Source organism: Nitrospirota bacterium (assembly GCA_020851375.1).
In the GTDB taxonomy this organism is placed as follows: Bacteria; Nitrospirota; 9FT-COMBO-42-15; order HDB-SIOI813; family HDB-SIOI813; genus RBG-16-43-11.
The window spans coordinates 1-24,660 of sequence record JADZCV010000027.1 but is presented as its reverse complement, the minus strand read 5'-3'; the positions used below and the strand labels follow the sequence as shown (position 1 = coordinate 24,660).

The 24,660-nt window shown below is 47.7% G+C and carries 30 protein-coding genes; 15 read left to right on the top strand and 15 right to left on the bottom strand.

Features of this window, described 5'->3' with window-relative positions; genetic code table 11:
* Positions 1–131: 131 nt before the first annotated feature.
* Positions 132–1,112, bottom strand: coding sequence for a hypothetical protein (locus IT393_06370; protein MCC7202263.1), 981 nt, complete (start codon positions 1,110–1,112; stop codon positions 132–134).
* Between the two features lie 201 nt (positions 1,113–1,313).
* On the opposite strand from IT393_06370, the gene IT393_06365 reads away from it, so the two are divergent.
* The 6 genes from IT393_06365 to IT393_06340 all read left to right on the top strand — a co-directional run bounded on the left by IT393_06365 (position 1,314) and on the right by IT393_06340 (position 3,813).
* The gene (locus tag IT393_06365) at positions 1,314–1,550 is read left to right on the top strand and encodes a type II toxin-antitoxin system HicB family antitoxin (GenBank protein MCC7202262.1); all 237 of its coding nucleotides are present in this window, start codon (positions 1,314–1,316) and stop codon (positions 1,548–1,550) included.
* A gap of 17 nt (positions 1,551–1,567) precedes the next feature.
* Positions 1,568–1,768 carry a type II toxin-antitoxin system HicA family toxin gene (locus IT393_06360; protein ID MCC7202261.1) on the top strand — a complete coding sequence of 67 codons (201 nt, stop codon included), beginning with the start codon at positions 1,568–1,570 and terminating at the stop codon, positions 1,766–1,768.
* 91 nt (positions 1,769–1,859) lie between these two features.
* Positions 1,860–2,279 carry a helix-turn-helix transcriptional regulator gene (locus IT393_06355; protein ID MCC7202260.1) on the top strand — a complete coding sequence of 140 codons (420 nt, stop codon included), beginning with the start codon at positions 1,860–1,862 and terminating at the stop codon, positions 2,277–2,279.
* Between the two features lie 62 nt (positions 2,280–2,341).
* The gene (locus IT393_06350) at positions 2,342–3,241 is read left to right on the top strand and encodes an ImmA/IrrE family metallo-endopeptidase (protein MCC7202259.1); all 900 of its coding nucleotides are present in this window, start codon (positions 2,342–2,344) and stop codon (positions 3,239–3,241) included.
* Between the two features lie 51 nt (positions 3,242–3,292).
* On the top strand, positions 3,293–3,553 hold the full coding sequence (locus IT393_06345; GenBank protein ID MCC7202258.1) for a hypothetical protein: 261 nt from the start codon (positions 3,293–3,295) through the stop codon (positions 3,551–3,553).
* Entirely contained in the window at positions 3,550–3,813 is a 264-nt protein-coding gene (locus IT393_06340) for a hypothetical protein (protein ID MCC7202257.1), read from the top strand. Before IT393_06345 ends, IT393_06340 begins: the two co-directional genes overlap by 4 nt.
* A gap of 243 nt (positions 3,814–4,056) precedes the next feature.
* Here IT393_06340 and IT393_06335 read toward each other — a convergent pair whose 3' ends face one another.
* Together IT393_06335 and IT393_06330 are read right to left on the bottom strand one after the other, a co-directional pair.
* The gene (locus tag IT393_06335; protein MCC7202256.1) at positions 4,057–4,284 is read right to left on the bottom strand and encodes a CopG family transcriptional regulator; all 228 of its coding nucleotides are present in this window, start codon (positions 4,282–4,284) and stop codon (positions 4,057–4,059) included.
* The gene (locus tag IT393_06330; GenBank protein MCC7202255.1) at positions 4,271–4,534 is read right to left on the bottom strand and encodes a BrnT family toxin; all 264 of its coding nucleotides are present in this window, start codon (positions 4,532–4,534) and stop codon (positions 4,271–4,273) included. The genes IT393_06335 and IT393_06330 overlap by 14 nt, the downstream gene beginning before the upstream one ends.
* Before the next feature lie 158 nt (positions 4,535–4,692).
* On the opposite strand from IT393_06330, the gene IT393_06325 reads away from it, so the two are divergent.
* The 5 genes from IT393_06325 (at position 4,693) to IT393_06305 (ending at position 7,681) form a co-directional block, all read left to right on the top strand.
* A complete protein-coding gene (locus IT393_06325) occupies positions 4,693–5,298 on the top strand; it encodes a plasmid pRiA4b ORF-3 family protein (protein MCC7202254.1) in 606 nt (201 codons plus the stop codon).
* A gap of 37 nt (positions 5,299–5,335) precedes the next feature.
* Positions 5,336–5,629, top strand: coding sequence for an alcohol dehydrogenase catalytic domain-containing protein (locus tag IT393_06320; GenBank protein ID MCC7202253.1), 294 nt, complete (start codon positions 5,336–5,338; stop codon positions 5,627–5,629).
* A 96-nt stretch (positions 5,630–5,725) separates the two neighbouring features.
* Entirely contained in the window at positions 5,726–6,913 is a 1,188-nt protein-coding gene (locus IT393_06315) for an ATP-binding protein (GenBank protein MCC7202252.1), read from the top strand.
* A gap of 143 nt (positions 6,914–7,056) precedes the next feature.
* Complete coding sequence (locus IT393_06310) at positions 7,057–7,350, top strand: hypothetical protein (GenBank protein ID MCC7202251.1); 294 nt, start codon at positions 7,057–7,059, stop codon at positions 7,348–7,350.
* Between the two features lie 61 nt (positions 7,351–7,411).
* On the top strand, positions 7,412–7,681 hold the full coding sequence (locus IT393_06305; protein ID MCC7202250.1) for a hypothetical protein: 270 nt from the start codon (positions 7,412–7,414) through the stop codon (positions 7,679–7,681).
* 80 nt (positions 7,682–7,761) lie between these two features.
* On the opposite strand, the gene IT393_06300 is transcribed toward IT393_06305, so the two are convergent.
* The 8 genes from IT393_06300 to IT393_06265 form a co-directional block, all read right to left on the bottom strand.
* A complete protein-coding gene (locus tag IT393_06300; protein ID MCC7202249.1) occupies positions 7,762–8,883 on the bottom strand; it encodes a hypothetical protein in 1,122 nt (373 codons plus the stop codon).
* A 17-nt stretch (positions 8,884–8,900) separates the two neighbouring features.
* Positions 8,901–10,904, bottom strand: a complete 2,004-nt coding sequence (gene ligA / locus IT393_06295; GenBank protein MCC7202248.1) for an NAD-dependent DNA ligase LigA — start codon at positions 10,902–10,904, stop codon at positions 8,901–8,903.
* 204 nt (positions 10,905–11,108) lie between these two features.
* On the bottom strand, positions 11,109–13,481 hold the full coding sequence (gene lon / locus IT393_06290) for an endopeptidase La (protein ID MCC7202247.1): 2,373 nt from the start codon (positions 13,479–13,481) through the stop codon (positions 11,109–11,111).
* A 7-nt stretch (positions 13,482–13,488) separates the two neighbouring features.
* Entirely contained in the window at positions 13,489–13,890 is a 402-nt protein-coding gene (locus IT393_06285; GenBank protein MCC7202246.1) for an Hsp20/alpha crystallin family protein, read from the bottom strand.
* A gap of 1 nt (position 13,891) precedes the next feature.
* Positions 13,892–14,536, bottom strand: a complete 645-nt coding sequence (locus tag IT393_06280; GenBank protein MCC7202245.1) for a class I SAM-dependent methyltransferase — start codon at positions 14,534–14,536, stop codon at positions 13,892–13,894.
* A 13-nt stretch (positions 14,537–14,549) separates the two neighbouring features.
* Positions 14,550–14,825, bottom strand: coding sequence for a hypothetical protein (locus IT393_06275; GenBank protein ID MCC7202244.1), 276 nt, complete (start codon positions 14,823–14,825; stop codon positions 14,550–14,552).
* A gap of 265 nt (positions 14,826–15,090) precedes the next feature.
* Positions 15,091–15,432 (bottom strand): DsrE family protein, encoded by a 342-nt coding sequence (locus IT393_06270; protein MCC7202243.1) that lies wholly within the window; start codon positions 15,430–15,432, stop codon positions 15,091–15,093.
* 395 nt (positions 15,433–15,827) lie between these two features.
* Complete coding sequence (locus IT393_06265; protein MCC7202242.1) at positions 15,828–16,154, bottom strand: DsrE family protein; 327 nt, start codon at positions 16,152–16,154, stop codon at positions 15,828–15,830.
* Between the two features lie 72 nt (positions 16,155–16,226).
* Between IT393_06265 and IT393_06260 the strand changes: the two genes are divergently transcribed.
* Positions 16,227–16,451 carry a DUF167 domain-containing protein gene (locus tag IT393_06260; GenBank protein MCC7202241.1) on the top strand — a complete coding sequence of 75 codons (225 nt, stop codon included), beginning with the start codon at positions 16,227–16,229 and terminating at the stop codon, positions 16,449–16,451.
* Between the two features lie 166 nt (positions 16,452–16,617).
* Here the strand turns inward: IT393_06260 and IT393_06255 are convergent, their stop codons facing one another.
* On the bottom strand, positions 16,618–19,560 hold the full coding sequence (locus IT393_06255; GenBank protein MCC7202240.1) for a DUF748 domain-containing protein: 2,943 nt from the start codon (positions 19,558–19,560) through the stop codon (positions 16,618–16,620).
* Between the two features lie 122 nt (positions 19,561–19,682).
* Between IT393_06255 and IT393_06250 the strand changes: the two genes are divergently transcribed.
* Entirely contained in the window at positions 19,683–20,135 is a 453-nt protein-coding gene (locus IT393_06250) for a hypothetical protein (protein MCC7202239.1), read from the top strand.
* A complete protein-coding gene (locus tag IT393_06245; protein MCC7202238.1) occupies positions 20,119–20,439 on the top strand; it encodes a hypothetical protein in 321 nt (106 codons plus the stop codon). The genes IT393_06250 and IT393_06245 overlap by 17 nt, the downstream gene beginning before the upstream one ends.
* 3 nt (positions 20,440–20,442) lie before the next feature.
* Here the strand turns inward: IT393_06245 and murJ are convergent, their stop codons facing one another.
* On the bottom strand, positions 20,443–22,008 hold the full coding sequence (murJ, locus tag IT393_06240) for a murein biosynthesis integral membrane protein MurJ (protein MCC7202237.1): 1,566 nt from the start codon (positions 22,006–22,008) through the stop codon (positions 20,443–20,445).
* A gap of 599 nt (positions 22,009–22,607) precedes the next feature.
* Between murJ and rpsT the strand changes: the two genes are divergently transcribed.
* Positions 22,608–22,877 (top strand): 30S ribosomal protein S20, encoded by a 270-nt coding sequence (gene rpsT, locus IT393_06235; GenBank protein MCC7202236.1) that lies wholly within the window; start codon positions 22,608–22,610, stop codon positions 22,875–22,877.
* On the opposite strand, the gene holA is transcribed toward rpsT, so the two are convergent.
* Positions 22,836–23,858 carry a DNA polymerase III subunit delta gene (gene holA, locus IT393_06230; GenBank protein MCC7202235.1) on the bottom strand — a complete coding sequence of 341 codons (1,023 nt, stop codon included), beginning with the start codon at positions 23,856–23,858 and terminating at the stop codon, positions 22,836–22,838. The genes rpsT and holA overlap by 42 nt on opposite strands.
* A 3-nt stretch (positions 23,859–23,861) precedes the next feature.
* Complete coding sequence (locus IT393_06225) at positions 23,862–24,380, bottom strand: LptE family protein (protein ID MCC7202234.1); 519 nt, start codon at positions 24,378–24,380, stop codon at positions 23,862–23,864.
* Between the last annotated feature and the right edge of the window lie 280 nt (positions 24,381–24,660).

The window sequence follows — 24,660 nt, the reverse complement described above, 5'->3', positions numbered from 1 at the left end:
ATATATTTGCAGAGACAAACAGTCTTAAAGGCATCACAGCGAAACTTCTTTCTATTACCATCAGATAATAGTGAGCACGATCAAAGATAATAGTTTGAAAAGTCGTTACTCAGACAGGCTCCTAGTAACCTTTATTCTTGAGAAGAAACATTCTGCCCCACCCCAAACACGGCCGCATGCACTGCCTCATCCTGATAATCCAGTATAAACCCCACGGTGCGTCCTTCATCCCAGCGGAGGTCGTTGCCGAGGCCGGGGGATTTGTGGACGGTGAGGTCATGGGGGTTGATGGAGGAGAGCCAGACTAATATGTCGTCGGGGGAATCAAATCCCCCCTTGCCCCCCTTTTCTAAAGGGGGGATTGCAGAGTTTTCTGCGCTCATTCGCATGTCAATCGCATCGAGGGCGTAGCTCCTGATGAGCTTGGGCCAGGCGTGCCTGAATGCCTCGGGACGGCTTAAGGACTCGAGACCGGTGATCCTGCCGTTGATGAGGGCAACAAAGCCGGTCTGCCCGTCTGCTATGGCAAAGCCGTTTATGTAGGCGTCGAGGTTGCCCCGCTGGTTTTCAAAGATAGCTGACATGGCATTTGTGGTTGAACGGACGCCGAATTTGTCCTGGAGGCAGGCGACCTCATCCCATATATCCGATTGCCCGGCATTGAATCCTGCGCCTGCCTTTATGGAGTCAAAGACCCGCCTTGCCTTTTTGCCCCTGTCTGCGGGTTTGTACATGCGGTCTTCTGTGAAAAATGTCCTGCTCTTGTAGTGCCACCTACCCTGCTCAACACAGCTCACCGGGATTAAGGTAGTGGAGTGAGGCGCCACAAGGATAGTGGTATTGAGTATCCTATCCTGTTTTGCGCCTGCCAGCTCTTCTCCATCCATAAGTAGGACCGCCATATCCGCATCATTATTGACCTTAAGCTCAGACACCCTTCCGGTCTCGTTGACCTCTGTTATTGTTACAACCCCCATCTTCAGTGCCTCGTCCAGCATGAGGTACTCCACTACAGGCCCATCCTCTCTAAACAGCGGGTAGAGGGTGAGGTTTTCACAGGTACCCGGATCACCGGTTCTTAATCCTTTCAAATGGCCTTGCACGTCTTTCATAGTCAGCTTCTCCTTTCTGGTTTCATAAACATGATAGACCATTAGTTTAGCATCCTGAACTCTGTTTGTCAAGTTTAACCCTGACAACTATTTGTTTGAAATAGGAAACCGTGTGTGCTACTTTAATTATTAAAGATGCTTCTTGTCGCAAATAATGTCATTGTGGTATATATGAGGTAATAATCTTTTTAGGGGGTAATTATGCCAGCAAGATATCGCTACACGATAGAAATTATTCCGGAAGAGGATGGCATTGGCTATTATGCTGTCGTCCCATCTTTACCGGGCTGTTTTTCCCAGGGCAGATCTATTGAGGAAGCAAAGAAGAATATCAAGGAGGCGATAGCGCTTCATATCAAATCTCTTAAAAAGGCGGGTGAACCTATACCTTCTGAATCAGCAGAGGCCTATAAAACTGTAATTGAGGTAGCGGCTTGAGTCCTAAGCTGCCGAGAATAACTGCCAAACAGCTTATAAAGATACTTAAGAAGCATGGCTTTGTATTCGATAGCTCCGAAGGAAGCCACCAGCATTATATACATCCCGAAAAGCCGGGCAAAATCACTATTCCGGCACATCCTGGGGAAATTATAGGTCCCTGTCTGCTTAAGGCCATAATGAGACAGGCGAGATTGAAACCGGAAGATATATTCTAATACAAAAGCATTAACCAAAGTTACACATACGAACGAAAGAAATGACTTTAGACAAGGCAGACGACGAACAAAACCGCATTAGGTTTCAGTTATGACAGACTATAAGGGGCATATAGGCAGGAGGATTGCCAATCTGCGGAAGTTAAAGAACCTGACGCTGCCTGAGCTTGCGGAAAGATCGGGGGTCTCGAAGGGGTATATCTCCCAGCTTGAGAATGAGATTATTGCAAGCCCTTCCATTGATTCGGTGAAGAAACTTGCAGATGCAATGGATGTTACCATTGCAGACCTTCTGGAGCTGCCGGCTGCACGTTCCGGGATGATGGTGATGGAGGAGCTTGATAAGGGGCTTGAGGAGTTTCTTGAGGAGCGGCGCAGAAGGGGAAGTCCGGTGCCTGAGGATATTATCAATGCCCTCTCGCAGATCAAGACCCGGAAAAAGGGGCGGATGAGCAAGGAGGACTGGGCCTATCTGTACGAGACCATTAACCGGGTGACGGGTGGTAAATGAGATGGAGGCACCGTGAGACGGATACAGGCTCGGCAATGATTGGAGTGCGTGACGGGTGGTAAATGAGATGGAGGCACCCGTCTGTTGAGAGGCTGATTGAAGATGGCAAGGCCCTGCACGGGAGTGAGGCGGATCCAGAGGAGATTATCCGGGAGAAGGCCAGGGGGCTTGTGCAGTATGCCATGGGGCTTGGATGGGGCGGACCTCCCTTTGATCCTGTAATCCTTGCAGGCCTGATTGGGATTAAGATTGTGCCTGTCGAATTGCCTGCCGCAATTGATGCGATGATCGTACCTTCAGGGGATGGACGGCTCAAGATCCTCCTAAACAGCGCTGTCACACAACCTGAGCGGCAGAACTTCTCCATATGCCATGAGATTGCGCATACCTTCTTTCCGGATTGTGCAGAGTTCATACGGATGATGGAGAAGGGGCAGGGGAAGGCGGACCCTGACAGGGAGGTCGAGGCATTATGCAACATTGCCGCATCAGAACTGCTCCTTCCCGGGGATCACTTCCTTGACAGCCTGAAGGAATCTGGTTTCTCCCTCAGCTCTGTGCCCCCGTTGTCTGAGCGGTTTCGGGCATCGAAGAGCGCTACAGTCATAAAGATGGTGAACACAGGAATCAAGGTCTGCGCTGCTGTTTTTCTTGAGCCTGGCCGCAGGAAGTCAATCAACGCTGGAAGCCATGATAATACATTAAAGATGAGGGTCGTTTATACAGTGCCTTCTCCGGGGTACAGGTATTTTATTCCGAGAAATAAATCAGTCCCCGATGACTCCTGTGTGTATGCGGCCGTGGGGACCAACGAAGTTAGATGCGGTAGAGAGGACTGGGGGATTCCGGGGCATCCTGTCTATGACGTTGAGGCGATGTACCTGCCGCCGCTTGATGACAGGGATCTGACGCCAAGGGCCGTGACTTTGCTGAGGCCTGCATTGAGAGGAAAAAGAATTTAACTGTGTCTATCTCTTTAAATATTCATCAAAATTATGGTATAGTTTTATCAGATGGCCATAGATGACAAAAGGCGGCTTAATGAGAAAAAGTTCCACAAGTGGGATAACTTACCTGATGGTGGCCGGAAATACTGGCTTGAGGCAACAGGCAAACATGGATGGAAAGCACGGTATGTGAAAGAAGTGGATGTTATGGAAGCAACTGTTAGGTTTTATCAGGAGATTTATGATGAGAAAGGTAACCTGACCGAAATTCATGAAAAATTCCCCGTGGATAAAGGACACAGGAAGATAGAGGAGAATCATAAATGAATGTAACAAAAGAGTTGCTTGCAGAGATGCTTATGAAATACATCAACAGGGAAATAGATCTATCAAATCTCGTAAGCTGGGCAGAAGATATGATGAGAGACGCAGACTTTGAGGATGGGAGTTTTGAGCTTATTCGGGAGATCATTGCCAACATCGGTCTTGCAGATGTTCGTGAATTTGGGCTTACGTGGGATGATTGCTATGATTACCTTCACAGACTCGGCTATAATGTACGGGTTGAGTTGCGGCAGGTGGTATAACTAACCGGGCTGTTTTTCGCAGGGCAGGTCTATTGGGGAATCCATTCCTTCTAAATCAGAAGAAACCTATAAACAGTTTGAGGTCTATATCCGGTTAAAGAAACTGCACACACAGAAATCCAGGATCAAACATCTTACTATTAAGCTTGCAAAAGCTGGTTAAGAATGCGATTTTGGTATCCAGGAATATTGCAAGGTCTATAGCGCTCTCAGGGATAAATCTGTCTTTTGCATAGGGAAGTATTAAGATACTTTTTCAAGCCGCTCTGCTACCCATACTTTTATGATAGATTGACGGGGCACTCCCAAACGTCTTGCTTCTTTATCCAACTGATGAATCATCCATAAAGGGAAATCAACGTTAACTCTTTTCTGTTCCTGCGCAGGCCTCCTCGCTTTTGATATATCGAGGTATTTTGTAACATCCTCTTTGCCTTCGTCAAATTTCTTTTCAAACTCACGAGTTTTCATATAGATCAGCCTCCTCTTTTCTTGAACGCCGTACTGAAATAATTCTTATCTTTTCAGTCCGATAGGTGATAACTCCTGACCAGTGTTTATCTGATATTTTCCCGATAACCATAAACCTTGGTTCATCACTGACCTTTACCGGAATCTCAATAAAGTCAGGATCATCCCATATCGCCTGAGCTTCTGTAAAATCGATCCCATGTTTGATCTTGTTAATATTACTTTTTTCTGGGTCGAACTCGAACTCCATGGTATATTTATTATACATTAAATATACCTATCGTCAATAATAATTTTACATGAATAACTGCGAATTAGTCCTATTATGCGAGCCCCACTTCAGATACTCCCGTGTGCACGGCCTCATGTTGAAATTACACTCAATAAACATTAAAATGGTAAATTAATATGAAGAAGAAATTTGACAACGTATTTATATTTAAGGTTACTTTAAAAGGCATAGCGCCACCAGTATGGAGGATGATAGCTGTCCCGGATAACTACACCTTCTGGGATTTACATGTGGCAATTCAGGATGCTATGGGGTGGCTTGATTGCCATCTCCATCATTTCGAAATACGAAACCCCGGAACGGGGGCAAAAGAATACATCGGTATTCCGGATGAAGAGGGTTTGATGCCAATGAAGATGCTGACAGGATGGAAAAAGAAGATAGCAGATTATTTCCTGAAAAGAAAAACGAAGTCAGATTACATATATGATTATGGTGATAACTGGGAGCACTCAGTGGAATTGGAAAATATCCTTTCGCGGCAAGAGGGAATCAAATATCCATTATGTATAGATGGTCAAAGGGCGTGTCCGCCTGAGGACTGCGGCGGTAGACATGGCTATGAGGATTTCCTGGAGGCTATAATGGATCCAAATCATAGAGAACATGAAGAATTGTTAAGATGGGCCGGCGGGGACTTTGATCCTGAACATTTCGACAGCAGGAATGTACACTTCGATAACCCTGCGAAAAGACTCCGGATGCTTACATCAATAGAGTAACCAGGAGTTTGTCGGCACTGTCGAAAGATGCAGTGAAATATGGCTGATTGGTAAGCGTGTTGTTGGGGAGATCAATATCGGTTGCACTACGTGTTCCTATTGCAGGATGGGGATGCAGAATCACTGTCCAAACCGTTCAGTCCTTGGCATCCTGGATAAGGATGGTGTGTTTGCAGAATACCTGACCCTGCCTATTGCAAACCTCCATGTAATTCCGGATTCTGTGACCGATGAAGAGGCGGTCTTCGTTGAGCCTCTTGTTGCAACATTTGAGATCTTACAACAAGTCGCGATTAGACCGGATCATGAAATCTGCGTTCTTGCTAATTGAGCCTACACTGCACAGAAATGCGACATACTAAGTAAATTTACTCAATCATTGAGTATTTATTGACTGCCACCCTTCTCGCTGATATATTAATGAACAATGTTCACAAGGTCTCCCGTCAAAACGCTTTCTGACGCTCTGGGGAAACGGCTGCCGGTATTTCAGGTCCTGACAGGCCCGCGTCAGGTCGGAAAGACTACCATTGCCGAACAGGTAATGGAGGCATTGCCGTTCCCGTCTGTCTATGCAACAGCAGACAGCCCCCTGCCGCCGGGTCCGGAATGGATAGAGACGAATTGGCGGCTGGCGCAGGTTGAATTTGAAAAACAGAAAAAACCGGTCGTCCTTGTGCTTGATGAAATACAGAAGGTAAGAGGATGGAGTGAGGCGCTCAAATATTGGTGGGACACCAGGAAACGGGGACATTACGATATACGGCTGCTTATACTCGGCTCATCAGCACTCTTGCTGCAGGAAGGGCTTACGGAAAGCCTGTCAGGAAGATTCTTTCTTAACAGATGCATGCACTGGTCGTTTCAGGAATGCCGGGAGTCATTTGGCTGGGACTTAATACAATGGCTTTATTTCGGCGGTTATCCGGGCGCTGCTGTCTTTGCAGAGAATGAGCAGCAGTGGAAGAGGTATGTTATGGATTCTCTGATTGAAACTGTATTGTCCAGAGATGTACTACAGATGTCGAGAATTACCAAGCCTGCCCTTATGCGTCACCTCTTTGCCCTTGCGGCAACATTTCCCGCACAGATTTTATCCTATAACAAAATGCTTGGACAGTTACAGGACGCAGGCAATACTACAACCCTTGCCCATTATCTGAAGCTCCTTGAGTCTGCATTTCTTGTCAGCGGTATTGAGTCATACTCAAAAGGACAGATAAGAAAACGCGGCAGCAGCCCGAAGCTCATACTCTGGAATAATGCACTGATAAATGCCATTTCATCAAAGACCTTTCGCGATGCGGTCGGAGATGCCGTATGGTGGGGCCGCCTTGTTGAAAATGCGGCAGGTGCCCACCTTCTGAATGGGCTTTCCAGTACCGAATATAGTATTACTTACTGGCGGGAAGGTGACAGAGAGGTTGATTTTGTTGTTACACGTGGAAAAGCAACCTGGGCTATCGAGGTAAAAAGCGGCCGGGCAGGAAAGCTGTCCGGGATAGCGCTATTTCGGAGCAAATACACTGATGCAAAGGCCCTTATCGTGGGCGCCGGCGGCATCCCCCTCGAACAGTTTTTCCTGACTAATGCCCATGTGTGGTTTACAAACTGAAAGAAACGCCGGCGCCTCCAACTGCTCCAACATCGGACTGTCCGGATCTAACGGCATATTCATAATGTTTGTTTTGTCCATAACGCACCAGACCCTCGTTATCGCAGTGGTGGCAATGTTTATAATTGAAATCTCCTTTGAAAATGGAAGAAATGACATCCCTGTCCTTTACCCTATCTATAAATGCAGATGCGATGGATGTTACTATTGCAGACCTTCTGGAGTTGCCGGCTGCACGGTCCGGGGTGATGGTGACGGAGGAGCTTGACAAGGGGCTTGAGGAGTTTCTTGAGGAGCGGCGCAGAAGGGGACGGCCGGTGCCGGAGGATATTATCAAGGCCCTATCGCAGATCAAGACCCGGAAAAAGGGGCGGATGAGCAAGGAGGACTGGGCCTATCTGTACGAGACCATTAACCGGGTGACGGGTGGTAAATGAGATGGAGACACGAGATCGCGGGGGCAGTAGAGTCCAGCGTGATCGTAGTGACGGGTGGTAAATGAGATGGAGACACCCGTCTAATGATAGTAGAATCAGGGTTGACTTCACTATAGAAAAAGGCAAAGTAATTAAATTCGTCACACAATATGAACTACTCGTCAACGACCAGTGGCATCCTGTAATTCGCTTTGATACGGCGCATAACTTTGTTCACATTGATATAATTAATCCGGACGGTATAAAAATTAAAAAGAAGCTCAGTTTCTTAAACCATGGTGAGGCATTAACCTATTCTATAGCAGATTTAAGCACAAATTGGAAAAGATAAGGATCAAACATCTTACTGTCGAGCTTGCAAAAGCTGGTTGAAACATGCCATACAGTATAAAGACATTTCTTGCGTTCGTATCAATACCGCAGCAATGCCCCGATGTTTCCTGCCTCAGCCAACTGCCGGTTTTCTGCGATTGCTGATATTTCAGCGCCCTGGTCAATGGCCCTCTGGATGGCAAAGTCTATCAGGTGTTCTATACCCTCCATTGCGGTGTTACAGAATGGACAGCTCTTCAATGACTGCACTGTCAGGAAATTGCATGATGTGCATTTATGCCCTGATGACCTGAAACCTTCAAGGTAGATCAGGTGGTGGATATTACCCTTCTGCATATGGGACAGGACGTCTTCAAGACCTGCTGCAGCAGTCCCTTTCTTGCTTGCGCGCGTGATCAGTTCTTCCACAAGCCCCTGCTCGCTGCTCTTTTCAATGCCCCGTATTATCTGCATGGACTTTTCAAGGATCTCGCCATTTCCGGCATGCATGTCTGCTGTAAATGTGCCGGCGGTCTTGGCTATGATAGGCTGGGAGAGCATTTTCTTGAACATTAGGACAGACTCCTCGGAGCCGCCGATTATTATGTGGCTGACCTCTCCCCTGCTGAGCAGGCCTTCCAGCCCTGTTGCCACATCGCGCAGGTGAAAATGGATATGCTGGTCTATGTGCCTCCTGAATCTGTTCTCATTCATCCCCTGCCAGCCGCCCTTCTTGTGTTTACCCGGGATATCAGGAGTAAAAAGCTCTGCATACTCTGCGATCTCACCCATCTGCATATTGAACAACCTTGCATGCGCCCTGTCTACAAGGGCTACAGCATAGCTTCGATATTGCTCCAACACACTTGTCAGGGGTTTTAAATACGGGGCCCTGTCAATTACCACCTGGTTCTTTATAGGTACAGAGAGGTGATATACCACCCATATATCCAATTGGGTGGAAGAAATAATAACGAGCGATTTCTTGAATTCAGTCTTTCCGCTCTTAAGGTAAGTCTCTATCTTTTTTGCATCCTCTTTCACGGCCTTCTGATCCGCACTACTCAACTTCTCGATCTCAGGTTTGACTAAATTTCTAAAGGCAATAAAGTATTCCCCTTTGGTATTGGTGACAGGATTGACATTTAGATAAACAGTCGTAAATTGTTCTCCGCTTCCCTTGATTGCGTTAAGCCCTGTCAGATCTTCTCTGGTGAACATGGTGTAAACCCTCCTAATTATAGAATTTTCAGGAATTCATCCTCTGTAATAACCTTTACGTCAAGCTCCCTTGCCTTCCGCACCTTTGACCCCGGATCCTCGCCTGCAACCACAAAGTCGGTGTTCCTGCTCACGCTTGATGTGACATGTCCGCCAAGGGATTCAATCCTCTCTTTAGCCTCGTCCCGTGAAAATGACTTAAGCGTCCCTGTCAGCACAAAGACCTTCCCTGCCAGCCTGCCTCCCTTTTTCCTGACAGCAACGGGAAACTCTACACCAGCCCCCCTCAGCCTGTCAATCTCTTTAATATTGTCCTTCTGGCTGAAGAAACTGATAACGCTCTGTGCTATCTCAGGACCGACAGTCTCCACAGCAGTCAGTTCATCTACCCCTGCTGTCATCAATTCGTCTATGCTGTGAAATCTGCCTGCAAGGATCTTTCCAAGCTGCTCGCCAACATGTCTGATTCCGAGGGCAAAAATGACCCGGGAAAGCTCCCGCTTCTTGCTTGATTCTATGGCCCCGATGGTATTGTCCGCGGATTTTTCAGCCATCCTGTCAAGACCTGCAATCTGATCCCTTGTAAGATAATATATATCTGAGACATTTTTTACAAGTCCTTTGTCAACAAGCTGTCCTGTAAGCTTCTCCCCGAGCCCCTCGATGTCCATCGCCCTTCTGGACGCAAAGTGCTGAATACGCTCCTTTAACTGTGCCGGACAGTTGATGCCCGTGCACCTGTAGTAGACATCCTCCTTTATGACGTCTGAACCACAGACAGGGCATCTGTCAGGGATCTTAAACGGCACCTCAGCGCCTGTCCTTCTTGTCTCAATAACCTTGACTACCTCAGGGATTACGTCACCTGCACGCTGGACCAGGACCCAGTCGCCTATCCGCACATCCTTCCTGTCCACCTCGTCCTGATTGTGGAGGGTGGACCTGCTGACGGTTACACCGCCGATCCGGACAGGCTCCATAATGGCCACCGGCGTCAGGATGCCTGTCCTCCCTACATGCGCCTGGATGTCGAGTATCCTTGTGGTGCCCTGTCTCGGCTCAAACTTGTACGCGATGGCCCACCTGGGGCTTCGCGCCACATTACCAAGCCGCTCCTGCAGGCGTATGTCGTTGACCTTTACTACCACGCCATCAATCTCATAGCCGAGGGTATCCCTCATTCCTTCAATCTTTTTGTAATAATTGATAACCTCGTGGATCCCCTGACAGGGCTCGTTTAACGGGTTGGTCTTAAGGCCCCAGCTCCGCAGCATCTTCAATACATCCCAGTGGGTCTCAAAACTCCTGCCGGAGACCTCACCAATACCATAAAAGAATATATCGAGGGGACGCCTTGCTGTAATCTTCGGATCGAGCTGACGCAAAGACCCGGCAGCGGCATTCCTCGGGTTGGCAAATATCGTCTCTCCTGACTCTTCCCTCTCCCTGTTCATCTCCCTGAAGTCCCCGAGTTTCATAAAGACCTCACCTCGCACCTCCAGCTTCGAAGGCGCCTCACCGTGTTTTCTTATGAGATTAAGGGGGATGGTCTTTATTGTCCTGAGATTTAATGTCACATCCTCGCCCGTAAAGCCGTCACCACGGGTGGAGCCTACTGTAAACCTGCCATGTTCATATACGACCTCAACAGCAAGCCCGTCGAGCTTGGTCTCAGCAACATATTCTATCATCTGATCTTCAGGAACATTCAAAAAACGCCTTATGCGCCTGTCAAACTCCATTGTCTCCTCTTCTGTCTCAGTGTTGGACAGGCTCAGCATGGGAATGGTATGCGAAACAGACTTGAACTCTTTAAGGGGCGCGGCGCCCACCCTCTGGGTAGGAGAGTCAGGGGTAATCAGCTCAGGGAATGAACGCTCAATGTCCGCAAGCTCACGCATGAACCTGTCATACTCCGCATCTGATATTTCAGGGGAATCCAGGACATAATAGAGGTAATTGTGGTAGTTTATCTCTTCCCGGAGCTTATTGATACGCGTCTCGGCGTCTCTCTTGTCCATAGTAATAAGCAAAAAAGGGGACAGATTTATTTTCCCTTCCAGTGGAACCGTCATGAGCCTCAGGCTCACCAAGGTTCATGAAAACGTCATTCCCGCGTAAGCGGGAATCCAGACCGAGGCCTGGTTCTGGATTCCCACTCCCCGCTTAAATCAAGCGGGGACAGGTTCCGTGGGAATGACGGGTACTTCTGTCCCCTTTTTCTTTTATTTCAAAGCTGCCTTGAGCACCTCATCAACATTCTCCACAAACACGAACTTCAGATCCTTTCTGAGCTCTTCCGGGATATCCTCAAGGTCTGACTCATTCCTCTTTGGGAGGATGACTGTCTTTATCCCTGCCCGTCTTGCCGCAAGCATCTTCTCCTTTATGCCACCTATGGGAAGGACCAGCCCTGTCAGGGTAATCTCTCCTGTCATGGCCACCTCATTGCTTACCGGCCTTCCTGTCAGCAGAGAGACGAGGGACGAAATCATTGTCACGCCTGCAGAAGGGCCGTCCTTGGGAATTGCGCCTGCCGGGACATGGAGGTGTATGTCATTCTTTTCAAAAAAATCCTCTTCCAGGCCAAGTTCTTTTGCCCTGGAACGGACATAACTTAGGGCGGCCTTTGCCGATTCCTGCATCACATCACCCAGTTGACCGGTGAGGGTAAAACCCTTCTTCCCTGGCATCCTGGTTGATTCTATAAATAGTATGTCACCGCCGGTTTCAGTCCACGCAAGCCCTGTAGCCACACCTGGAACAGATGTCCTCTTTGCCACCTCCGGATAGATCTTTTCAGCGCCGAGGAAGTTATGGAGGTCATCGGTCTTAACGATAACCTTTGTAGTAGCGCCTCCTGCCACCTTCTTTGCGACCTTTCTGCATACTGTTGCTATCTCCCTCTCAAGATTCCTGACACCTGCCTCTCTTGTGTAACCTGAAATGATCTTAAGCAGGGTCTCCTTTTCAAACTCGATATTATCACGAGTAAGACCATTCTCTATCAATTGCCTCGGCACGAGGTAATTTTGCGCTATGCCAAGCTTTTCCTCTTCGGTATAGCCTGCAAGGACAAGCACCTCCATCCTGTCCTTTAAGGCCGGGTGAATAGTCTGGATAACATTTGCCGTTGTTATAAACATCACCTTTGAAAGATCAAAGGGGAGGTCCATGTAATGATCGCGGAAAGAAAAGTTCTGCTCCGGATCAAGCACCTCCAATAAGGCAGATGACGGGTCTCCGCGAAAATCCGACCCTACCTTGTCTATCTCATCAATCATGAAAAGGGGGTTGTTAGAGCCTGCCCTCCGGATGCTCTGGATTATGCGTCCCGGAAGCGCACCTACATATGTTCGCCTGTGCCCCCGTATCTCCGCCTCATCACGCATGCCGCCGACAGACATCCTGATAAACTGCCTGCCAAGGGCCCTCGCGATAGACTGCCCGAGTGAGGTCTTGCCAACTCCCGGAGGGCCTACAAAACAGAGTATTGGACCTTTTGTGTCTTTCTTTAATTTACGAACTGCAAGATATTCAATGATCCTCTCTTTAATCTTCTCCAGGTCATAATGGTCATCATTTAGTATCTTCTCCGCCCGCTCAAGGTCCAGGTTGTCCTCAGTACTCTTGTTCCACGGCAGGTCCATTATCCAGTCGAGGTATGTCCTGATGACATTATATTCCGGCGAAGACGTCGGGAGCTTCTCGAGACGGTTCAACTCCCTCTCCGCCTCTTTCATCACCTCTTCCGGCAGTGCGGCCTCAGCAAGCCTGCCCCTTATCTCATTTGTCTCCTGTGCCCTCTCGTCAGTCTCACCAAGTTCCTGTTTAATAGCCTTCAACTGCTCCCTGAGGTAATATTCGCGCTGGGCCTTTGTCATCTCGCTCTGTACCTGCGTCTGGATCTTGCCTCCGAGCTCAAGGATTTCCACCTCGCGTGAAAGGATAGTTACAATGCGATTGAGTTTTTCTTCAACACTGTCTAATTCAAGCAGTTCCTGACGCTCCTCAAGCTTCATCCTGACAATAGTTGCTATCAGATAGGCGAGCTTCAGAGGGTCGTCGAGGTTAATTGCCGTGACCTGTATCTCCTCAGGCAGATAGGGCGCAAGGGAGATCATCTTCTGAGTCAGCGAAATAGCCGTCCTCATCAGGGCCTCTATCCGCGTATTCTTTTCCGGCTCTTCAATTATGACCTCAACCGAGGCGTTTAAGAATGGCTCCTCTGACAGAACCTCCTTTATTGCTATCTTTGCAAGGCCCTGGACGACAAGCGCCATCCCCTTTTCAGGCATCCTGAGCATCTTATGTATGACTGCGGCCGAGCCAATCATATAAATGTCAGACGGTCCCCCCTCACCCTCGTCTTTAGCCTTTTCCGCAACGACCCCGATTATGCGTTGTGATGCAATGGCATGTTCAACCGCTTTTATGGACTTGTCCTCTGTTACAAAAAGCGGGATAACGGTATATGGGAATAACACCGTATCCTTAACAGGGATTAAAGGCAGTGTATCAGGAATGTCTGCACGCGCCTCAGTCTTTTCATCTGATTGACGCCTGAAGACCTTTTCTTTTATCTTTGGTACAGTCATCACATGTTTACCCTTTTCTTATTCTAATACACAGGAAACCATCTTTTAGCTCGGCATTGATATGGTCTGCCTCATAAGCCTCCGGCAATAAAATGATCCGCTCAAAATCCCCGTAGTTAATTTCCATCTGATGGTAAATTATGCCGGACGCCTGCTTTGGATATGTCCTTGAACCACTGATAATGAGCTGTTTGCCATCTACAGTAATAGATACGTCCTTTCTCTCCAAACCGGGCAGTTCAACCTTTATAAATATGTCACCTTCTGTCTCATAAACATCAGTAAGTGGTTTCCAGTGGCGGTCAGCAAGGATATTAAACGGGTGCTTGGGGTTAAACAGGCTGTGAAACATCTTCTCCATCTCCCAGTGCAGATCATTCATCTCATCAAAGATGTTTTTCCTGGTCATCTTAATTACCCCTTTTCTTCAAATTACAAAACTCGACAACCTCCCATACGCTGAAGGGGGATGGACGTTTCTTTGCTACCAATTTCAACTCACTGTCACTTAACAGGAAAGAGAGCGGCAGGTCAGTACGGAAGCCAAGGTGTTTGCTGCAGAATGGGGAGATGGCCGTTTCTATTGACGAAATAACCTTATTATTGCTCTTGAAATGATTTACCATTGTTATCAGGCCGCCCCTCTTGCAGACCCTCTTTATCTCTGACAACACCATTCCGGGATCAGGGACTACTGAAATAAGGAATGCTGCAAAGACTGCATCAAATGAGTCATCAGAGAAATCCATTTTGCAGGCATCCATCCTCTCTATGACAACATTGGACAGTCCATGCTTATCTACCCTCTTATACGCCCGCCTTATCATCTCTTCGGACATATCTATGCCATGGACACGGCAAAAAGACGGAAAGCGGGGCAGTGAAAGACCGGTACCTACGCCTACCTCAAGCACCCTGTCACCTGGCTTAAGGCTTAGACGTTCTAATGCCGCAATCCTGCTGATATCCGAAAGTTTACCAAATATAGCGTCGTAGAAAACAGCGTAATTGTCATATACCTTCTGAATCCTGTCATTATCCAATGTCTTTCTCATCACTCCACCTCCCTTACCATACTGTAATTGACTCTACACTAAAAATCAATTTAAGGAGGTCATCGTAATCTATGGGTTCCAGGGCTGAATCCCCCCTTCCGGCATTATCCAATGTTTTTTTATCTTTGGCAAGGGCACACGACCTGGTACCATTGACAGGTTGCGCAGACACTGCATCCTGGATGAACACGACTGCAACGCCATAGGCATTGTCCCCTGCCTGGGCCGTGATAATATCAATAGCCTGCCTGTCATCAGGCTTCTTAACTATGTGCAGAATAGGTTTCACTCGAAAATACTCCTAAGTACCCATCATTCCCACGGAACCTGTCCCCGCTTGATTTTTCACCCGTCAGTCCCACGCAACCTGTCCCCGCAGGATTTTTCACCCGTCATTCCCACGGAAGTGGGAATCCAGAATCATGCCACCGGTCTGGATTCCCGCTTACGCGGGAATGACGTTTTCATGACCATTTGTGAGCCCTGAGCTGTGAGCGTGCCGAACGGTCGCAGGGCTCATGATGATTCACCTTAATACGCTCCGCTGAATTCACTTAGAACACGAATGTGCTATGGCCCCCTGCAATAAGTTCTGATAACTCTTCATTATTAACTGTGGTGTAACTATATGGACTTCCCTTGAGGTCCACATCAGCTGCAGATCCTTTATCCACATAAAGCGGGATTTCCCAATCCTTAATGATAGGGAGAAATTTTTCAATTATGTCAATATCTTCAAGGTCATCTTCATCCGGTGACAGGGCTCTTACAGCATTACCGGATAATATTACCTTGATAGAGTTATTGCCAGTACCAAGGCCAGCCGCTATCCTTATAGCCTCAGCAGGCCTTGCGCTTTCACATGGATTGCTGCGTATGAGAAATACTATCTTCATCCGAAATTCCCCGTTCAAATCCCCCCTCTCCCCCCTTTATAAAGGGGGGAACTGATTTCCCCCTTTTATGCAGAGAAGAATTACTTTCCCCCTTTACAAAGGGGGACTAAGGGGGATTTTCATCTGCCTTTGTGAGCCCTGAGCTGTGAGCGTGCCGAACGGTCGCAGGGCTCATGATGGTTCACCTGAAAATGCTCCTATTCACCCGTCAGTCCCACGCAACCTGTCCCCGCAGGATTTTTCACCCGTCATTCCCACGCAAGTGGGAATCCAGAACCAGGCCCCGGTCTGGATTCCCGCTTACGCGGGAATGACGTTTTCATAACCCTGGTGAGCCCTGAGCTGTGAGCGTGCCGAACAGTCGAAGGGCTCATGACGGTTCACCTGAAATACACCTACCCGAATGCTATGAATCGGTCACATGCGGTTATGAGTTCTGACAATACTGCAAGTCCGCCAAACACCGCTATGTCACTCGGCTCTACCCCCTTTTTCTGGGCGCCATAGGCACATACAGACAGCTTCAACCCGTCTCCTGACAGGGCGATAAGACTTTTCTCCTTTATGCATTCGACACCCTCGTCGTCCAAATACAGATATACAGTCACGTCATTACGCAATGCAGAAGATATAAGACCTATAACGGTCTCAAGATTCTTATGAGAAGGAGGTGTTGATAATAGTATGCCAAGTTTCCTGTTCATAACTATTGAAGGAGACATTCCTGTCCCTGGTGCCATTTGTTACAGTAACATCCTTTAGAAATCCATGTCAAGTTATGATAAACTCTGGCCATGAAGATCTCTGTAAGGGTAAGACCGGGCTCAAAAAAGGAGGTCATAGAACGGATAGATGACACAACCTTCGTCGCACACGTCAAGGCCCCTCCGGTAGAAGGCAAGGCAAATGAGGCGCTTGTAAGACTTTTGGGCGATTACTTTGGAGTTCCCAAAAGCCATATCAGGATAACAAGGGGTACGGCAGGCAAATATAAGCTGATCGAAATAGAGGAAATTTAGCGTTCATCACCTGAAAATGATCCCATTTACCTGTCATTCCCACGGAACCTGTCCCCGCATGATTTAAGCGGGGAGTGGAATCCAGAATCAGGCCAACGTTCTGGATTCCCGCTTACGCGGGAATGACGGTTTCATAAATCTTTGTTAGCCCGGGGCTCATGACAGTTCATTTGATTGTAAATTCTACCCTGCTCGCCTTTTTCCCTGCGCCCTTTTCCTGCTGAATCGTCCTCGAATCAACGAGAAATATCCTTTCAGGCTCAACCTTTCCGGATTTCAGGATATAGTCCTTAACCTGAGCAGCCCTTTGTGAGGCAAGCGCCCTGAGGTCATCGTCTTTGATCTCCATGTGGGTAAGCATCAGCTTTTCCATCTCTTCAGGAGGAAGGTCCTTGAGCATACCAATCAAATTACGCGGTTTTGGAAATTTGTCATTCCGGTATGCCATCTTGAGATATTTCCCGTACTCTTCCTGTCCGATACTTACATCATCAACAGGCACAGCCTGTTCCCCTTTCTTTATGAGCTCCTTCAGTTTCTCAGCCTTGATCTTACGCTCAAAGAGATGCTGTCTTAATCCTTCCATGTCATTTTCAGCATCCGCACACCCGGCAATCTCAAGCTTCAGCAAGGGCCTCTCATACAATGCCTTTATCAGGGTATCGAGTTTCTTAATGCCGTCGTCTTTTATGTCCGCCAAACCGTAATCGAATTCAAGGTAGCTGAGCTCTTCGCCGCCTCCAAAGAGAGAACCTATCAGGGCAAAGGGGGAGGTCGTTGCCTTAACAAGGAGATTCACAAGAATCCTGATGATTACGCTGCCAATATGAAAATCAGGATCATCCAGTTTTCCTGTCACAGGGATATCAAGATCAATTATGCCGTTCCTGTCCTTTAACAAGGCTATCGCGAACCTTACAGGCAGTTTCGTGGCATCCGGACTGTCAACCTTTTCTCCGAAGGTAAACTGGTCCAGGAGTATCCTGTTGCCTGCATCAAGCCTTTTGTCTGCAATAAGATATTTCATGTTAAGGGTAAGCTTTCCCTTTTCTACTGTATAACCGGCGTATTTTCCTGAATAGGGGGTTGCCGGACTGAGATCTATGTTCTTGAAATCAATCGCCAGGTCCACATACAGGTCTTTCATGAGGGGGTTGATTTTACCGCTGATCTCAAGCGGGGCATAATTGTCGAGGTTTCCCCGCAGGCTGACATCTGCAAATTTATCTTCGTCTGAAGACAAGCCTGACACCCGTCCGCCTATATCAAGGAGATTGGCTGAGTAGCCCGGTTGTATATGTTTGTCAGTGAAATTGACAGTCCCACCCTGCAGGGTAACCTTTCCTATCTTTACAACCCTGCCGCCTTTATTTTCACTGACGGCTGCTCCCTTCCCGGACGCCTGCTGGTCCCCTGATTTTTCGTCTGCCGCTTCTTCCGCAGAAAATATGTTTTGAACATTGAGGCTGCCATCTGGATAGACGATCAGGCGTGAGTAGAAGTCGCTGAGCGCAATCTCATTTATTTTGATGCTAAGAGGACTGGTAACGATATCCATACCTCCGAAATACAGGGATTCCCATTTCAGAAAATCCTCTGCACTCTCCCGGTCAAGAGCAGCAAACCTGACGAGAGAGGCCGAGCCTTTATATTCCACAACAACATTTTGATCCTTTGATTCATGAAGCAGGAGTTCTCCGTCCGCAAGTATTGCGCCGTCTGCCACCAGTATTTTAATGACATCAGTAAAATATGCCTGCAGGGGATTGATGGCAAGGCCCTTTACTTTGATCTTAATCTGAGCGGCTAATGGGTAAACAGTAACGTCCCCTTCAGCTAAAACAGAACCTTTTCTTTGAACATTGAACGCAAGGGATAGTCTCCCCTTTGCATCTTTTGCTGTTGAGATGCCGCTTGCCCTGAGACGCAGTCCCCCGGCTTTCAAAGATACAGGTTCAGAAGCAGATTTATCCTTAAATAAAACCCTCCCGTCATTGATACCGATTTCGTCAATGCTGATTTGCAGCGGCGGGGCCTGGGGGGTATTCCCTGCTGCAGGAGAACCGGTATTAACACGAGGCATGAATGCCTGCAAATTCAGTGTCCCATCTGCAGAGCGCAACACATTAACCTCAGGCGCTTCCAGAAGGACTTTTGTGAGATGAAGTTTGCGGCTCATTACATCAGTTGTGGCAATGAAAATATCTAACCTGGGGATGTTTACCAGTGGGTCTCCGTTTTTCCCTGCAGTCCTGATCTCTTTCAGGGTCAATGGACCGTTAATCCCGATAGTCTGCCTGTTGTCAGCATTTGTATACTGGATAAAAGATACCTCCAATGCTGCATCCATCTTCGCTGACGATAGAGAAAAATCCAGATCAACCGGCAGATATGCCAGATAATAGGGAATGTCGAGGCCGTTTAACCTGAGATCTATCGTTGTCTGCAGTGAGTCTGCAAATGGTTTGCTCCTGCCTTTAAGTGAAACCGGGGTGTCATTGAACCTTGCCTCAAATACCGGTTGTATGTATGTCTCAGCATAATAAGGCAGATTGGATATAAAAGGGATGTCCGTTCGAATATCCCTGACAGTGTGCACCTTCTTTTTAGGCGTGTCTGAGAAATCCACACTGCCGTTTGAGATGCTGATATTATTCAGGGAAAATTTGAGTGGTTCACTGACAGCCTCGGGGGCACTGGTCTCCTTTTTAAGAAGGTCGGAAAAATTATATGAGCGGTTACCGTTATAAATGATATTTATATAAGGCTTGTAAAGCCTCGCCTCCTTAATCACAATCCCCCGTCTTAAAATGGATGCTGACTGGATATTGATATAGAGCTCCTCAAATGAGACGAACGTATCCCGGCTGTCACGTTCCATAATCTTAAAACCCTTTATACCAAGTGAGAGGGATAACGGATTTAGCTGAACCTTTTCTATGGTGACGTTTCGGTGAAGATTTTCCGACAGTATTTTTATAAGTACCAATCTGAGGACCGGCGGCACTATGAAGAAACCAGCAATTGTAAAAAGGACGATTGCCGCGAGTATCCACGTGATAACCTTTTTTCTACCCTTGAAAATGTTGACAGCCTTTATTGCATCCATATCCAGTTATTTTAGCCACTAAAGCATGCTTCTGTCTACCTGCGCCCACTATATTCTTTCTTTTTATTTAAAGAAATGTTAGATTTGTATCAGTCAATTACATATCCTGGAGGGGATAGAATATGGAACTTGAAGATAATAACAGGTCTGTTTTTTTAAAAACCCTTAATGCTGTTTTCAGGATTGCAGATTATACTATCCTGATAACAGTGGCAGTGGGAATAATATACCTCGCGGGGCAGATGATCTTCGACGCATGGTATGACGCCCTTATGCTCTGGACACAGCATACTATTCCGCATCTCCTGAGTGAAATGATGTTTACACTTATCATCATGGAGCTTTTCAGGCAGGTATGGAGGCAGATAAATAAACATGATTTCTCCCTTAATCCCTTTCTTTATATAGGTTTTATCGCAAGCGTCAGGGGCTTGTTGCTGACTCAGATGGCGGTCTCAATGGATGATGTCGAATGGTCTGCTGGGATGATACAGTTGGCAGCCCACGGCGGCATCCTCCTGATCCTCGTAATATGCTATGTCCTCTATAATAAAAAGTATGGGAAAACTGATTGAACGATGGAACATGGAACTGATTTGTGCAGGGGTCTGCCTTACCCTGTCCCTTTTTCAATTTGGCTGCAGAGGGAAGCAATCTGTCCCTGAGTCCGGCTCCCCCTCAGCCCTTCTCTATGAAGGAAGGTGCGGTATGTGTCACCAGGTTTACCACCCACTGGGTCACACTTATACCGGATGGATAAAGGTTGTCTCCAGAATGGAAAAAAATGCTGAAACAGTTGGCATAAGACCGCTATTGACTGAGGAAGAGAAGAACACCATACTCGCCTATCTGAAGAAACATGCAATAAAGGGCTTTTAAATTCTATTTAATTTTCCTGACTGCCATGTTCCAAAGGAAGATCAGTTCTTTACTCTTTAAGAGATAGAGGATTACTATGTAGGCAATTGAACTCAACAGGATACTGCCAAATAATAAACCTATCTTTATTGATGCCTGTCCGCCTGATGCCCAGACGTCACCTCTTGTTATAAGCCACGCGATGACTCCCATGATCAATGTTGCAGGCACTACCTTCTTCAGTGAATGGACGATTTCCGTCAGATTCAGGTGCCCAAGCCTTTTCCTCAATACCCAAACAAGGACAGACAGGTTTGCCATGGATGCAAGAGATGTTGCGAGGGCGAGGCCGCCATGCTGAAGCGGGCCCATAAGGAGCAGTGAAACGATAATATTTACAGCCACTGCTACTGCTGCTGCCTTGACAGGGGTGTTAGTATCCTGCATGGAATAGAACGCCTGGGCAGTAATCCTTGTCCCTGTAAACGCCCATAGACCGACCGAATAATAGAGGAGTGCATCTGCTGTGCCGAGGGTCGCTGCGTAATCAAATGCCCTTGATTGAAAAAGGACGCTTATGATTGGTATCCGGAGAATTATCAATCCTGTCATTGCCGGCAGTGTAATAAAGAGGATTAACCGGATGGCAAACGAATATGTATTTCGCATTTCATCGTATTCCCTTTTTACTGCAGCCGCAGAAAGGGTCGGGAGCACTGCAGATGCCATTGCAACGCCAAATATGCCAAGCGGAAAGTGTATAAGCCTGATGCCGTAGTAAAGATACGTTATGCTCCCCTCTTTTAACAATGATGAGAGTACTGTATTAACAAAAATATTTACCTGGGTAACTGAAAGCCCAAGAATCATCGGCACTATCAGCTTTCCTATCTGGATTACGCCAGGATGGCTCGGTTTGAAGTACCACCCCAGCATCATCTTCCGCCGTGACAGGGCAGGCAACTGACAGGCAAACTGTGCGATACCCCCGATAATTACACCTGTTGCAAGCCCATAAACCGGCACACTGAACCGAGGCGCAAATATGTATACACCGCATATCATAAATATTGAGAGCGTTATTGAAGAGAGTGAAGATATGGCAAAGGAACCGAGGGTGTTTAAGATACCCATTGCAAGTGCGGCAAGGGATACGAACAGGAGATACGGGAACATTATCCGGGTAAGCTGTACTGTCAGATCAAACTTGCCCCCTGCTGCTGAGTGAAAACCTGGGGCTATTAAAGAGACCAACAGCGGGGCAACAATTATCCCTATTACAGTCACTGTGGTAAGGATAATGATCAGGATGGTAAATGTCGCCTTTACGAGCCGCCTTGCCTCCTCCTGTCCCTCCTCATTAAGATGCCTGGTAAAAACCGGTATAAACGCTGCTGAAATGGAACCCTCTGCAAGAAGTTCCCTCAGGAGGGAAGGAACACGGTATGCAACATAAAAGGCGTCTGCAACCATCCCGGCACCAAATGCCCAGGCAACGACCATGTCACGGACAAACCCGAAGATCCTGCTCAGGAGGGTTGTGACACCCATCACAGCCGCTGCCTTTGCTACTTTTTCCTGGTTATTCACTCGAAAATACTCCTAAGTACCCGTCATTCCCGCGGAACCTGTCCCCGCAGGATTTTTCACCCGTCATTCCCACGGAAGTGGGAATCCAGAACCAGGCCACGGTCTGGATTCCCGCTTACGCGGGAATGACGTTTTCATGAACCCTGGTGAGCCCTGAGCTGTGAGCGTGCCGAACAGTCGAAGGGCTCATGACGGTTCACCTGAAAATGCTCCTATTCACCCGTCAGTCACACGCAACCTGTCCCCGCAGGATTTTTCACCCGTCATTCCCACACAAGTGGGAATCCAGAACCAGGCCCACGGTCCGGATTCCCGCTTACGCGGGAATGACGTTTTCATGAACCCTGGTGAGCCCTGAGCTGTGAGCTTGCCGAACAGTCGAAGGGGCTCATGACGGTTCACCTGAAAATGCTCCTATTCACCCGTCATTCCCACACAAGTGGGAATCCAGAACCAGGCCCACGGTCTGGATTCCCGCTTACGCGGGAATGACGTTTTCATGACCCCTTGTGAGTCCTGAACTGTGAACGTTGCTTGACAAACAAATATATTTCATGTTAAAAGATATGTCTACCTAATAATTAAAGGAGAATCAGAAAGTGGCACTAAGACACAAATCAGCCATTAAAAGGGCCAGGCAGTCAGAGAAAAGAAAACTCAGGAACAGGGCAGCCATGTCTACCCTTAAGACCCTGCTCAAAAAGGTTGTTGTCTCTGCTGAAGGTAAGGCTCAGGATGTGCAGGAAAGCCTGCGGACCGCTGTATCGTTTGTTGACAAGGCCGCCGGCAAAGGCCTGATCCACAAAAACAAGGCCAGCAGGATTGTTTCAAGGCTTACTTCCCGGGTTAACAAATCCGCAAACAGATAATAAGAGCTTTTCCAGCACAATGGAAGGTTTGATCGCAGAACCCTTCAGGAGGCTTTCTGTGTCTGTAAGCCTCCCGAACATGCTGTGTAACTCTGTTCTGTCAAACTTCTTAAGACGCTGAGAAAACTCTCCTGCCTTGAATGCAGGAACGCCAACCCTGATAGCTGCCTTATCAGGCAGTTCGCCTCCCTCAATCAGCGCAACAGCCCTGAGCATCATCCTGAATTCCCTTGTGATGAAATAGAATATCCTGACAGGGGGCTCTCCCTCATCGAGCGCCCGTTTCAGCGCCCGGACAGCATCTTTCAGCCTCCTCTCAAAAATTGCACTGGTAACCTCAAAGACAGAAACACTCCTTATATTGTTTGACACTGTAGTAACGTCATTAAGGGATATCGTCTTTTTATCCATGCAATAGAGCACCAGCTTTTCTATGTCGTTTCGCAGCGACATCAGATCGCTCCCAGCCATGTCTGCAAGTATTGATACAGCATCCTCGTCTATTGTTTTCCCGGCGCGCCTTGCCTCCTGCCTGATCCAGCCGCCAAGCTGATTCTTTGAAAGCGGCTGGCAAAGCACCATTACACCCTTTTTATCAATCGTTGCTGCAAACTTTTCGCGCTTGTCCAGTTTTGCAGCCGTCAGGATAAGACATGTCGCGGGGGATGGGTTATTTATGTAAGATATTATTCCTTCTCTCTCTTTTGATGACCATTCATCCACATCTTTTACGACCACCACCCTGTGGCTGGTCATCACAGGAAGCGTCTCTGCAATTCCCGTAACTGTTGATGCACTGACATCTGAGGCGGATAATATGTCATAATTAAACTCACGCATACCCCCCTCAAGAAATCTATCGCCTGCAAGCCGGACACCCTCATCAATAAATAGCTGTTCACCACCCGTAAATAAATAGACTGCAGATGGTTTGAGCCCTTTGAAGCGCCCTGTAAACTCCGTATAACTAATTCCGGCCATTAATCACCATCCCAGTAAAACCCTGTCCACGACTTCCTCTGCAAGATTTCCTGCAGCCTCTCTCAGGGCTGACAGCTTTGCGATCCTCGTTTTCATGACATCACTGCTTACAGTATATTCTGCAGTTGAGACAATGTCACGCTCCCAGATGGGGTTATCCCTGAGCAGTATCAGATGGGTCCTGACGGCTATCCTGTATTCGAGGACATTCTGTGAGGCATCAAAAGAAACCGGCGTTTCATTATAGGATAAAACCTCCCCCTTTAATACCATATCAGCCCCTGAACTGTCTGCAACCTCTATCCTGGCATCCTGCATAAACTCACGTATCACAGCAGGGGTAAACTCCTCTTCCACGATAGGCTCCATTGTCTTATTTTCAAATACCGGAATGAAAACAGACCTCACACCGCCCTGAAGATGACTGCCAGTCCCTGCCATGTGGTAACCACACGATGAGAGGAGTAACAGCGTGCAGAGGAGGCTAATTACTGTCCATTGGAAAGACCTGCTATGCTTCATTCTAAAATCCCTGTATACCCGTCAGTCCCACGCAACCTGTCCCCGCAAGATTTTTCACCCGTCATTCCCACGTAAGTGGGAATCCAGAATCTGGCCCCGGTCTGGATTCCCGCTTACGCGGGAATGACGGTTTAATGAACCCTGGTGAGCCCAGAGCTGTGAGCTTGTCGAACAGTCGAAGGGCTTATGACGGTTCACATGAAAATGCTCCTGTGTACCAGTCATTCCCACAGAACCTGTCCCCGCAGGATTTTTCACCCGTCAGTCCCACGCAACCTAT